12 protein-coding genes and 1 pseudogene are annotated in these 12605 nt (G+C 58.0%); 11 read left to right on the top strand and 2 right to left on the bottom strand.

Annotation, left to right across the window (positions count from 1 at the left end; all coding sequences use genetic code 11):
- Nucleotides 1-113 precede the first annotated feature (113 nt).
- From FHW74_RS12680 to cobT, 5 genes are all read left to right on the top strand, one after another.
- Nucleotides 114-1172 carry an FUSC family protein gene (locus tag FHW74_RS12680; RefSeq protein WP_183170777.1) on the top strand — a complete coding sequence of 353 codons (1059 nt, stop codon included), beginning with the start codon at nt 114-116 and terminating at the stop codon, nt 1170-1172.
- 164 nt (nt 1173-1336) lie between these two features.
- Complete coding sequence (locus tag FHW74_RS12675) at nt 1337-1669, top strand: DUF496 family protein (protein ID WP_183170776.1); 333 nt, start codon at nt 1337-1339, stop codon at nt 1667-1669.
- 140 nt (nt 1670-1809) lie between these two features.
- Nucleotides 1810-2757: an adenosylcobinamide-phosphate synthase CbiB gene (cbiB, locus tag FHW74_RS12670; RefSeq protein ID WP_183170775.1), complete on the top strand. Its 948-nt coding sequence runs from the start codon at nt 1810-1812 to the stop codon at nt 2755-2757.
- A 24-nt stretch (nt 2758-2781) separates the two neighbouring features.
- Complete coding sequence (gene cobS, locus FHW74_RS12665) at nt 2782-3522, top strand: adenosylcobinamide-GDP ribazoletransferase (RefSeq protein ID WP_183170772.1); 741 nt, start codon at nt 2782-2784, stop codon at nt 3520-3522.
- 11 nt (nt 3523-3533) lie between these two features.
- Nucleotides 3534-4583 (top strand): nicotinate-nucleotide--dimethylbenzimidazole phosphoribosyltransferase, encoded by a 1050-nt coding sequence (cobT, locus tag FHW74_RS12660; RefSeq protein ID WP_183170771.1) that lies wholly within the window; start codon nt 3534-3536, stop codon nt 4581-4583.
- Nucleotides 4584-4598: 15 nt separating this feature from the next.
- On the opposite strand, the gene FHW74_RS12655 is transcribed toward cobT, so the two are convergent.
- Complete coding sequence (locus FHW74_RS12655; protein WP_183170769.1) at nt 4599-5504, bottom strand: dihydrodipicolinate synthase family protein; 906 nt, start codon at nt 5502-5504, stop codon at nt 4599-4601.
- Between the two features lie 319 nt (nt 5505-5823).
- Here FHW74_RS12655 and FHW74_RS12650 point away from each other — a divergent pair, with 319 nt between their 5' ends.
- Genes FHW74_RS12650 through FHW74_RS12630 form a run of 5 tightly spaced genes read left to right on the top strand, consistent with a single transcriptional unit; the run spans nt 5824 to nt 9999 of the window.
- Complete coding sequence (locus FHW74_RS12650; RefSeq protein ID WP_183170768.1) at nt 5824-6363, top strand: 2,4'-dihydroxyacetophenone dioxygenase family protein; 540 nt, start codon at nt 5824-5826, stop codon at nt 6361-6363.
- Between the two features lie 45 nt (nt 6364-6408).
- Nucleotides 6409-7737 (top strand): MFS transporter, encoded by a 1329-nt coding sequence (locus FHW74_RS12645; protein ID WP_183170766.1) that lies wholly within the window; start codon nt 6409-6411, stop codon nt 7735-7737.
- Entirely contained in the window at nt 7721-8440 is a 720-nt protein-coding gene (locus FHW74_RS12640; RefSeq protein ID WP_183170765.1) for an SDR family NAD(P)-dependent oxidoreductase, read from the top strand. Before FHW74_RS12645 ends, FHW74_RS12640 begins: the two co-directional genes overlap by 17 nt.
- Nucleotides 8441-8454: 14 nt before the next feature.
- Nucleotides 8455-9216 (top strand): IclR family transcriptional regulator, encoded by a 762-nt coding sequence (locus FHW74_RS12635; protein WP_183170764.1) that lies wholly within the window; start codon nt 8455-8457, stop codon nt 9214-9216.
- A 45-nt stretch (nt 9217-9261) separates the two neighbouring features.
- Complete coding sequence (locus FHW74_RS12630) at nt 9262-9999, top strand: SDR family NAD(P)-dependent oxidoreductase (RefSeq protein ID WP_183170763.1); 738 nt, start codon at nt 9262-9264, stop codon at nt 9997-9999.
- A gap of 7 nt (nt 10000-10006) precedes the next feature.
- Here the strand turns inward: FHW74_RS12630 and FHW74_RS12625 are convergent, their stop codons facing one another.
- Entirely contained in the window at nt 10007-10879 is an 873-nt protein-coding gene (locus FHW74_RS12625; protein WP_183170762.1) for an OmpA family protein, read from the bottom strand.
- Here FHW74_RS12625 and FHW74_RS12620 point away from each other — a divergent pair.
- Nucleotides 10854-12572, top strand: a pseudogene (locus FHW74_RS12620) (flagellar biosynthesis protein FlhA); the annotation flags it as partial. The gene FHW74_RS12625 and the pseudogene FHW74_RS12620 overlap by 26 nt on opposite strands.
- Between the last annotated feature and the right edge of the window lie 33 nt (nt 12573-12605).

Genomic DNA, 12605 nt, shown 5'->3' with positions numbered 1-12605 from the left:
GCGGGCTTTACGTCGCCGTTATTTGCCGCAATAACGGCGCGCTTGATCGGATGGGTTAATACCTGGCGGCAAAATCCCGGTACAATGCGGGTTTTTTCATGCGGAGAGCCGGTGTGCGTCCTGATAAATCATTAAGCCCTTTCGAAATTCGGCTCTATCGTCATTACCGCCTGGTACACGGTGTGCGTATCGCGCTGGCTTTCACGCTGACTTTTTTACTGGTCCGCCTGCTGAATGTGCCGGAAGGTACTTGGCCGCTGATTACCCTGGTGGTGGTGATGGGGCCGATCTCGTTTTGGGGCAACGTGGTGCCGCGCGCCTTTGAGCGCATCGGCGGGACGATTTTTGGCGCATCGGTGGGGTTGATCGCCCTTAAACTGGAGCTGATTTCCCTGCCGATTATGCTGCTGTGGTGCGCGCTGGCGATGTTTATCTGCGGCTACCTTACGCTTGGCAAACGGCCTTACCAGGCGTTGCTGATTGGTATTACGCTTTCCGTGGTGGTGGGGGCGCCGGCGGGGGATCTGCAAATCGCCCTGTGGCGCAGCGGCGACGTCATTCTTGGATCGCTGCTGGCGATGCTGTTTACCAGCATTTACCCTCAGCGCGCATTCATTCACTGGCGCATCCAGATGGCGACGTTCGCGCATACTTTTACCCGGCTTTCCCAGGCGGGTTTTTCGCCGAACCTGGTGGAACGGCCCCGGCTTGATAAATCGCTGCACGCCATGCTGAGCGACGTGGTGAAAATGCGCGCCCTGATTGCGCCTGCCAGTAAAGAAACCCATATCCAGAAATCAGTGTTTGAGGCGATCCAGACCGTCAGCCGCAATCTGGTTTGTACCCTGGAGCTACAGCTCAATGCCCACTGGGCGACGCGGGAAAGCCATTTTGTGATGATTAACGCCCATACTCTGCGGGAAACCCAGCAGATGACCCACCATACCCTGGCGGCGCTGTCGAAGGCGTTGTACGAAGGTAACCCCTCGCCGGTTGCAGCCAATAACGCGAAGCTTGCGGAAATCGTCGGCGAATTGCGCCAGATGATGCGCCAGGATGAGGGCAGCGCACTGCATGAAACCTCGATTCACGGCTACGTGTGGCTTAGCCTGGAACTGGCGCGGCAACTGGAGCTGTTATCGCACCTGATCTGCCGGGCATTGCGTAAATAAAAACCATACGAAACAGCATGGATATATTGCTGGTTTCGATTCAGCAGGAATTCAGCGTATTATTAGGGTAGGGTATTAACCGTTGTCATGCGCAGCCGTTGCCAGTTATGTTTGACGCTGCGGCTTGTGAACGAATCAGAGTCTCAATTATCAGGGGTGTAAATATGGAAAATGGCAAACCTTCATTCCAGGACGTTCTGGAGTTCGTGCGTTTGTTTCGTCGTAAAAACAAACTGCAACGCGAAATTCAGGACGTAGAGAAGAAGATCCGTGACAACCAGAAACGCGTGCTGCTGCTCGATAACCTGAGCGATTACATCAAGCCAGGCATGAGCATTGAAGCCATTCAGGGCATCATCGCCAGCATGAAAACCGACTATGAAGATCGCGTGGATGACTACATCATCAAAAACGCCGAGCTGTCTAAAGAGCGTCGTGAGATCTCCAAAAAGCTCAAAGTCATGGGCGAACTGAAAGTACCTGAAATCAAAGAATGATTCAGTAAGACGGCGGCCAGAGTGATCTATGCCGCCGTTTTTCATTCTGCGTAAGTCAACCGGGGCGTGTATCCCATGGCTCCGGGCAACGTAAACCCAACTTTTTTACTCATTTACCACTGGCGCGACGGGAAATCCTGATGACGCTTTTCATCTGGTGGGCAGCCTGGCTGCTCGATTGTTGGCTTGGCGATCCGCAGCACTGGCCGCATCCTGTCCGCGTCATCGGCAATTTTATTAATCGGGTGCAGCGCGCTGTTCGCCGCGTCTGCCGTAGCGATCTGTCCCTGAAGCTGGGCGGCGCGTTACTGTGGCTTACTGTAGTAGGCGCAACCTGGGCGGCGGCTTGGGCCGTTCTGGCGCTGGCTTATGGGCTTCATGCATGGCTGGGCGTGGCGCTGGAAATCTGGATGATCTACACCCTGCTGGCCGGGCGTTGTCTGGGCGATGCCGCGCGCGAAGTGGAAAAACCGCTGCGGGCGGGCGATCTGGCGCAAAGCCGTGAAAAACTGTCATGGATCGTCGGGCGCGATACCTCTCAACTCCAGCCGCCGCAAATCACCCGCGCGGTGGTGGAAACCGTGGCTGAAAACAGCGTGGACGGCGTGATTGCGCCGTTGTTTTTCCTGCTGCTGGGCGGCGCGCCGTTGGCCATGGCCTACAAAGCGGTAAACACCCTCGACTCCATGGTCGGTTATAAACACCAAAAATACCGGGCGATAGGCATGGTGTCGGCGCGTATGGATGACATCGCTAATTTTATTCCAGCGCGTATAAGCTGGCTGCTGCTGGCGCTGGCGGCAAAGCTCTGCGGCAATGATTACAGATCCGCGCTGCACATTGGCTGGCGCGACCGGCGCAATCACAGCAGCCCCAACTGCGCCTGGCCAGAAGCCACGGTAGCTGGCGCACTGGGGATTAGGCTTGGCGGACCCAACGATTATTTTGGCGAACGGGTAGAGAAACCCTGGATCGGCGATGCGACGCGCGATGTGAGCGTTGACGACATCCCGGCGACGATTCGCCTGATGCAGGTTGCGTCGCTGCTGGCGCTGATGTTGTTCAGCCTGCTTTATCTCGTGTTTTAAGCTTTCAGCCATCCTGGAGAAAAAATGATACGGACTTTTTTTGCCACACTCGCATTTATGAGCCGCCTGCCGGTGCCTTACCGCTGGTCGCAGGGGCTGGAGTTAGATCAGTATTCGCGCGGCATCGTGTTTTTCCCGTGGGTGGGCATGGTGCTCGGCGCGATTGCCGCTGCGGTGTTTATGCTACTCGCACCCTGGTGCGGCACACCGCTGGCCGCGTTGTTTTACGTACTGGCGCTGGCGCTGCTGACCGGCGGCTTTCATCTGGATGGCCTGGCGGATACCTGCGACGGACTCTTTTCCGCCCGTATTCGCGAGAAAAAGCTTGAAATCATGCGTGACAGCCGCCTTGGCACTCATGGCGGGTTGGGGCTGATTTTTGTTTTGCTGGCGAAAGTGCTGGTGGTCAACGAACTGGCGTTGCGCGGCTATTCGATGCTACCAGTGTTGATTCTGGCAAGCGTAGTGGGGCGCGGCGCGGTGGTGTTGCTGATGTATCGCCAGCGCTACGCTCGTGACAATGGCCTCGGCAATATCTTTATTGGCAAAATCACGCTGGCGCAAACCGCCATGACGCTGGCGACCAGCGCGCTGCTGTGCCTGATATTACTGCCCGGCGGCGGCCTGCTGGCCTGGCTTATTGCCGCCGTCGCCATTGCCCTCATCGGTTTCGCCATCAAACGCACCCTGCGCGGCCAGACTGGCGACACCCTTGGCGCAGCCATTGAACTTGGCGAACTCCTGTTTCTCATTGCCCTTTTATAACGAGCACACACATGCAAACACTGGCCTCACTGATTAACGCGATCCCTCCTCTTGACGATAACGCCATGCGTCAGGCGCAAACCCATCTTGATGGCCTGTTAAAGCCGCCGGGTAGCCTGGGTCGGCTGGAAAGTCTCGCGGTGCAGTTGGCCGGGATGCCGGGGTTTTACGGCAAGCCGCAAAAGGTTAAAAAAGCCATTCTGGTGATGTGCGCCGATCACGGCGTTTATGACGAACAGGTCACCATTTCGCCGAAAGCCGTTACCGCCATCCAGGCGATGAATATGCTGCGTCACAATACCGGCGTGTGCGTGCTGGCGAAGCAGGCGGAGGCGGATGTGCATGTGATTGATATCGGCATTGACAGCGAGCCGCTGCCGGGAATTTTCAGCCTGAAAGTGGCGCGCGGCAGCGGTAATATCGCCCGGGAGCCGGCGATGTCGCGCCAGGTGGCGAACGCATTGCTGGTCAGCGTGATTACTCATACCTGCGAACTGGCGGAGCGGGGCGTCAAGGTGTTTGGCGTGGGTGAACTTGGCATGGCGAATACCACCCCGGCGGCGGCAATGGTCAGCGTACTGGCGGATGCCTCTCCTGCGGACGTGGTAGGCCTGGGCGCCAACTTCCCGCCGGAAAAAATCGCCCATAAAGTGGCGGTAGTACAGCAGGCGATTGCGGTAAACCAGCCGGATGCCAGCGACGGTGTGGACGTGTTGGCAAAAGTGGGCGGATTTGACCTGTTAGGGATGACCGGTGCGATCCTGGGCGCGGCGCGCTGCGGTTTGCCGGTGGTGCTGGACGGCTTTCTCTCCTACGCGGCGGCGCTGGCCGCCTGCAACATCGCGCCTGGGGTAAAACCTTATCTGATCCCGTCGCATTTCTCGGCGGAAAAGGGCGCGACCATTGCCTTAAATGCGCTGGGGCTGGAGCCGTATCTGCATATGGGGATGCGCCTTGGGGAGGGCAGCGGCGCGGCGCTGGCGATGCATCTGGTGGATGCCGCCTGCGCGATTTACAGCGAGATGGGCAGCCTGGCGGAGAGCAATATCCAGCTGCCCTGAGGCGTCAGCGGCAGCTTAAATGACGCCGCTTTGTTGAAGGATAGTGTTAATCTGCCCTTTCATTTCATCCGTCAGCGGCGAGGCGGGCGGCAGGCTGTTGCAGGAAATATCCAGCCCGGTCAGCTGCAACGCGTATTTGATGGCGTTATAGAACGGCAAATCGATGCCGTACAGCGGTGGGATCAGCGACAGGCGTTGCTGAAGCTCCACCGCCGTGGCGTAATCCTGTTCGCGGTACGCTTTGAGGATCCCGCAGGTCAGTTGTGGCGCAAAGTTCGCGCTGGCCGGGATACAGCCATCACCCCCTAAAATCAGTGTGCCGAACAGGTACTCATCGTAACCGGCAAATACCGCAAAATCAGGCCGTACCGGTTTCATCGCCGCCAGGGTTTCACGGATATGCGACAGCGTATCCACGGTATCCTTCAGACCGACGATATTCGGGCAGCTTTTCGCCAGTTCGACAATCACCGGCACCGGCAGCGACTGCCCGGTCAGGGCCGGGAAGTTATATAGCAATACCGGCAACTCCAGGGCTTTGCTGATGCGCTGATAGTGGGCAATCAGATTGCTTTCGCTCAGCGGATTGTAAAACGGATTAATCGCCACCACGCCGTCAGCGCCACAGCGCTGGGCATGTAACCCCAACTCAATCGCCTGCTGGGTGCCGGAATGGCCAATACCGATCAATACCGGCTTTCGTCCCGCTACCTGCTTCACGCAAAACTCGGCAATCTCCTGGCGCAGCGCATCAGACATATGGGCGAACTCCCCGGCGCTGCCGAGAAAGAATAGCCCGTCGATATCGCTGGCGACCAGGCGTTCAATCAGCCTTGCTTGTTCTGTCGGTGAAAAGCGGCCTTCGTTATCGAACAGGGTAGCAACAGGGGGGATAACGCCGTGAAACAGTGGGGTACTCATCATCAGACTCCTGCGTTAAAGGGCAAAGGTAAGGGCAAGCAAAGCGTGTAATTATCGGTTCTCGCTAAAAGTGTATGTGGCCCATCACGCCGCGCAAGCGTCAATTGCCATCTCTGGAATGCATGTCTCTCTTTTTCAGAACCTCGTTTCATTTTAACCATCATGGCGGATTGAGTTGCGGCAATGTTGCCGAGATGTATCAATTTGGTGATTTAAAGCACACTTCTGGACGTGCTTTGTGGATCGCTGCGTTTTTAAGCGTATACCTTCTTCATCCATATCATGGATTACATGTCCACAATGTGAACAAGAGGGTGCAATGAGTCATAACACACAAACTACTGATGCAGAAACCCTGCGCCGAATGCCGTATCAGTTTGACCAACCGAAAGAGATGATCCCGGATCTGGTGGTGCCTGGCGCGATCCCCAGCGACGAGCGGATATGGGTGCCGCAGGCAGACAACGTCTGGTTTCGTCCCCTGTGTCTGAGCCGCTCCGGCGGGTACTGGATGAACCTGCTGCGTGTGCGCAAATCCGGCGTGCTGAGCCGCCACCGTCATCCGGGGCCGGTACATGCCTTCGTACTTAAAGGGCGCTGGCGTTATCTGGAGCACGACTGGGAAGCCACCGAAGGCGCTTACGCGTTCGAGCCGCCGGGAGAGACCCATACCCTGGTGGTGGATGAAGGCGTGGAGGAGATGATCACCCTGTTCCAGGTGCACGGCTGCATGTATTACGTCGATCCCTGGGGAAACCACGCCGGGTTTGAAGACGTGTTCACCAAAATCGACATGTGTCGTAAGCACTACGCCGAATGCGGCCTGGGTGCGGATTACGTCGACCAATTTATCCGATAGCTGTCTGTCCTTTCACCTGCAGATAATAATTAAAGAGACATCGCTATGACTTCTGTACCTAAAACTCAACGCGTGGCGCGCATTCAGTTGGTTGCGATCCTGTTTCTGACGATTGCCGGCGTTATCAACTACATCGACCGCAGCGCGCTCTCCATCGCCAATACCACCATCCGCGAAGAGATGCACATAACGCCCACCGAGATGGGCTGGCTGCTGTCGGCGTTTTCCCTGGCTTATGCTTTCTCCCAGCTTCCGGTAGGTGCGCTGCTCGATCGCTTCGGCGCGCGCATGATGCTGGGTTTCGGCATGTTTTTCTGGTCGGTGGCGCAGGCCGCCTGCGGGATGGTCAACTCCCTGAGCACTTTCCTGGTTTCTCGCGCGGTGCTGGGCGTGGCGGAAGCGCCGCTGTTCCCGGCGGGCGCGAAGGTGATCAGCGAATGGTACAACCTGAAGGAGCGCGGCACACCCACCGGGATTTTCGTCGCCTCCAGCTGTATCGGCCCGTGCATCGCGCCGCCGCTGCTGACGGTCATTATGCTCACCGTCGGCTGGCGCTGGATGTTTATCATCACCGGTATCCTCGGCGTGATGCTGGCTATCGGCTGGTATCTGATTTATCGCAACCGTAATGAAGTGACGCTAACCCCGGAGGATAAACAGTACCTCGACGCGGGCGAACGCTTTACCGATACCGAGAAGAAAATCACCGGGCGCGAGTGGCGTGGGCTGTTCACACACGCCACCACCTGGGGGATGCTGCTCGGGTTTATGGGCGTGATTTACATGGTGTGGCTGTATCTGACCTGGCTGCCGGGCTATCTGGAACATGCGCGCGGATTGTCGCTGGCGCGTACCGGCTGGGTGGTGGCGATCCCGTATATTTTCGGCATGGTCGGCATGGTGGTCGCCGGGCGGGTGGTGGACATGTTAGCCAACCGCGGCATCAGCGTGATCAACAGCCGCAAATGGCCGGTATGCCTGGGGCTGCTGGGCGGCGCGGCGTTTACCGTACCGGCGATTTTCACCACCAGCACCACGCTTGCGGTGGGCTATATCTGCCTGGCGATGTTCTTTATTAACCTGGCGAGCGCCGCCTGCTGGACCATGGCGACGGTGATCGTGCCGAAGCGCCAGGTGGCGTCTCTCGGCAGCATCCAGAACTGCGGCGGCTATTTCGGCGGATCCCTCGCGCCCATTATCACGGGGGCTATTGTGGAGCGCACCGGGGTGTACGACAACGCGCTGCTGGTCAGCGCCGGCATCGCCGTGCTCGCCGCCGCCGTTTACTTCGTATTAGTCAGAAAACCGCTGCCGGATGACAGCACCGCCAGCGACATTCACCAGGAGGCCAATAACTATGACGTTTCACGCTGAGCTTTTCGCCGGTAAAACCGCGCTGGTCACCGGAGGGACGTCCGGGATCGGTGCGGGCATCGCCACGCAGTTGTCACAATTAGGAGCGACCGTGATTGCCGCCGGGGTCAACAGCGAATGCCATAATCTGCCGCAGGGCATCGCGATCCGTGAGTTGGATGTGCGCAACGCCACACAGATTCAGCATATTGTTGATGATCTGCCGCGGCTTGATATCCTCGTCAACTGCGCCGGCGTGATTAAGCGCGGTGCCGAGCATCAGATTGATACCTTTGAGGATGTCATTGATATCAACCTGAACGGTACGCTGCGTTGCTGCGCCATCGCCCGGCCAAAGCTTGCGCAGAGCGCGGGCTGCATCGTGAATACCGCTTCGATGCTGAGCTTTTTTGGCGGCGGGCTGGTGCCCGGCTACAGCGCCAGTAAAGGCGGTGTGATGCAGCTGACCAAATCCCTGGCGATTGCTTATGCCGACGAGCAGATCCGCGTTAACGCGGTCGCCCCTGGCTGGATTGCCACCCCATTAACCCAGGCGTTGCAGGATGATGCTGAACGCGCCGGGCCGATCCTCTCTCGCACCCCGCTAAAACGCTGGGGGACGCCGGAAGATGTGGCCCAGGCCGTCACCTTCCTGTGCAGCCCGGCGGCATCCTTTATTACCGGCGCAATTCTGGCCGTGGATGGAGGATACCTGACCGTATAACCCGAAAAGAGACGATGGAAAACACGCACGCTGTACCCGGAACCGCCGCATTTCAGAAGTTTATGCGGGTGTTGCAGGCCGTATCCGATACCCCAGGCCAACTGAATATCAGCGGCCTGGCGCGGCAACTGGCTATGCCGCGCCCCACCGTGCATCGCATTGTCGAGGCGCTGGTGGTGGAGGGGATGCTTCGGCACGATAACGACACCCTAAGCTTAGGGCCGCGCCTGGTGAGTCTGGCCTGGCGCAGCCTGGAGACAAATGATCTGCGGCAAATTGCCAGACCGCACATAGAGCAACTGCGCGACCGGCTCGATGAAACCGTCCACCTCGCCATCCCCGATGGTCTGGAGATGGTCTACATCGATAAGCTGGAAGCCAATCGCACGGTGCGGATGGCCTCGCGGATCGGGACGCGGGTGAGCCTGTTTTCCAGTTCTGTTGGGAAAGCGTGGCTGGCGGCGCACAGCGCTTACCAGGTTGAGCAGATGCTGGCGAAAATCACGCCAACATCGTTCACGCAGCATACGATCACTGACCGGGCGGGCATCACTGACGAGATCAATCGCACCCGCGAGCGCGGTTATTCGCAGGATATCCAGGAAAACGAGCTGGATATCTGCTGCTACGGGAGCGCGATCATCAACAGCGGCCAGCAGGCGGTGGGATGTATCAGCGTGAGTATGCCGACGTACCGGTTTGACGCCCTGCAGGCCGATGAAGCCATCGGCGCGATCCGCGCCTGCGTGGCGGCGATCCAGAAGCAACTGGTGTAGCCCGCTTTTCCGCGTTTTGCTGACGGCAAATTCCCGGAGAAGAACATGCATTTGAACAATGGTTTTCCGCAGTATGATTTTTCTGGCCGCGTGGTGGCGGTGACTGGCGCGGCGCGCGGCATTGGCGAGGCGATCAGCGCGCGATTCCAACAGGCGGGGGCGCAGGTCTGGCTACTGGATGTGCATTACCCGGCGCGCGACGGTTTCCAGTTGCCGCTGGATATTACCCAACCGGCGTCGTTGATTGCCGCACGCGATACCATCCTGCAAACCAGCGGCAGGCTGGACACCCTGATCCACTGCGCCGGTTTCGCCGGGCCAACCATGCCGCTGATTGATTACGATCCGGCTATCTGGCGGCAAATTGTCGACGTCAACCTGAACGGCACTTTTGAAGTCTGTCGCACCTTTGTGCCGTTATTATTGGAGCAGCCGCAAAGTTGGCTGGTCAATCTTGCCTCACTGGCCGGGAAAGAGGGCACGCCCAACGCGTCGGCGTATAGCGCGGCGAAAGCCGGCGTTATCGCCCTGACCAAGTCACTGGCAAAAGAGCATGCGCAAAGCGGCTTGCGGGTAAATTGTATTACGCCCGCCGCGATTGAAACGCCGCTGCTGGCGCAAATGACAGCGGAGCATGTAGCCACCATGATCGCCAAATCGCCCCAGGGGCGGTTAGGTACCGTGGAGGAGGTGGCGCAGATGGCGATGTGGCTCAGTTCCAGCGCCTGTACCTTTAACAGCGGGGCGGCGTTTGATTTATCCGGTGGGCGGGCAACCTATTAAATCGGGATCATCGCATTCCAGCGGTAACGCGGGTCTGTTCCTCGACGCGTTTTGCCGCTGGCTTCACCACTTTCTCGCCTTTTTCGCCGAAGAACTGATACAGCGTATCGGAGGCTGATTTGGTTAATACCATAATTTCGATTCGGCGGTTTTCCGCGCTGTTGGGATCGCCGCTATTGAGCAACATCCGGTCAGACATGGCGCTCACCTGCATCACTTTATCCACCGGCATGCCGGCTTGTTCCAGCACGCGGCGCGCGGAGAGCGCCCGGTCGCCGGAGAGGTTCCAGTTGTTATAAGACTCGCCGTCCTTGTACTGCATAGCGTCGGTGTGGCCGGTAATAATCAGTTTGTTATCCAGCGCATCGAATACGGGGGCCAGTTCCACCAACAGCTTTTTAAAGAACGGCATAATTTTCGCGCTGCCGCGTTCGAACATGCTGCGGTTGCCGTCGTCTTTAATCAAAATACGCAGCCCCTGCGGGACAATTTCCATCTCCATATTGCTTTGCATATGGCTGTTTTCCGCAATGGAGTTGATAACCGTCGCCAGCTCACCCAGTTCGCGCGCGGATTTATCACGCATGGCGACACGTTTGTCGTTAGCCAGTTTGGCTTTCAGGGCCTGGGCTTTATCCACGCTGACGTTGACATTGGTGTTGGCATTGGATGCGGCGTTCACCGTTCCGGCGGGGGCAGTCGGCGGCGCTTTGACCTGAACCGATTGCGCTTCGTGGCCGGAGCCGCTCTCCAGTACCGCCATCTTGCCAAGATTATTTAACGGCATCACGCCGTTGCCGCTGAAAATCGACTGCTCGTTCAGCGCGGCAACGATATTTTTACGATCTTTCTCGCTGACGCTGTTGACGATTAACTTCATCGTGGTGACCAAAGGGGCCGAGCGTATTTCTGAAGTGTCGGCGCGCTTTACCCTGGACGCCATGCCGGGCAAACAGATGGCGATTGACGCCGATCTCAACGCCGGCTTGATTAACCAGGCCCAGGCGCAAACCCGCCGTAAAGATATCGCCAATGAGGCTGACTTTTACGGTGCGATGGACGGCGCGTCGAAATTTGTGCGCGGCGACGCCATCGCCGGGATGATGATTCTGGCGATCAACATGATCGGCGGGATTTGTATCGGGATTTTTAAGTACGATCTCAGTGCCTCCGCCGCGTTCCAGCAGTACGTTCTGATGACCATCGGCGACGGCCTGGTGGCGCAGATCCCGTCGCTGTTGCTGTCGACCGCTGCCGCGGTGATTGTGACTCGCGTCAGTGATAATGGCGATATCGCCAAAGACGTGCGCGGCCAGTTGCTGGCGAATCCCACCATCCTTTATACCGCCGCTGGCATTATGTTTATGCTGGCGGTGGTGCCAGGCATGCCGCATCTGCCGTTTCTGCTGTTTACCCTGCTGCTGGGCTATGCCGCGTGGCGTCAGAGCAAGCAGCCACAGGTGGCCCAGGAGACCGAGCAGAACCTGGAAAATCTCACCAAAGCGATTGTCGAGACGCCGGAACAGCCGGTGAGCTGGGAAACTATCCCGCTTATCGAACCCGTCAGCCTGAGCCTCGGCTATAAGCTGGTGTCGCTGGTGGACAAAACCAAAGGTGGGCCGCTGACCCAACGGGTGCGCGGCGTGCGGCAGGTGATCTCCGATACCAGCGGCGTGCTCCTGCCGGAAATCCGCATCCGGGAAAACTTTCGTCTTAAACCTACGCAATACGCGATTTACATTAACGGTATCCAGGCGGAGGAGGGCGATATTCCTGCCGATCGGCTGATGGCGCTGCCCACCAGTGAAACCTACGGCGAAGTGGATGGAGTGCTGGGCATGGACCCGGCCTACCGGATGCCGGTGACCTGGATTCAGCCCGACCAGAAAGCCCGGGCGCTGAATCTGGGTTATCAGGTGATCGACTGTGCCAGCGTCATCGCCACCCATGTCAATAAAGTGGTGCGCCAGTATATTCCCGATCTGTTTAACTACGATGATGTGACCCACCTCCATAACCGTCTCGCGGCGCAGGCACCGAAGCTGGCGGAGGATCTGAATGTGGCGCTGAATTACAGCCTGTTGTTGAAAGTGTATCGCCAGCTTTTGACCGAAGGGGTGTCGCTCAGGGATATCGTCACCGTCGCCACGGTGCTGGTGGCCAGCAGCGCCACCACTAAAGATCCCGTGCTGTTGACCTCGGATGTACGCCTGGCGTTGCGCCGCAGTATCGCCATGCCGCTGGTGCGTAACCAGACGCTATCGGTCTATACCCTACAAAATGAGCTGGAAAACCTGCTGCTTGGCGTGGTGAATCAAACTCAACAGGCGAACAAAGTGCCGCTGGACAGCGTGCCGGTCGACCCGAATATGCTGAGCCAGTTCCAGAGCACCATGCCGCAAGCGAAGGAGCAGATGAAAGCGGCAGGCAAAGAACCGGTGCTGCTGGTCGCGCCGCAGCTGCGTCCGCTGTTGTCGCGCTATGCGCGCCTGTTCGCGCCAGGACTCCAGGTGCTGTCTTATAACGAAGTACCGGACGAGCTGGAACTGAAGGTAATGGGGTCGCTTTCCTGATCCAAATCCTCTGAATAATAAAGGCCATCAATA

It is taken from the genome of Atlantibacter sp. RC6, assembly GCF_014193285.1.
In the GTDB taxonomy this organism is placed as follows: Bacteria; Pseudomonadota; Gammaproteobacteria; order Enterobacterales; family Enterobacteriaceae; genus Atlantibacter.
This window is presented reverse-complemented; position numbering and strand designations above follow the sequence as displayed.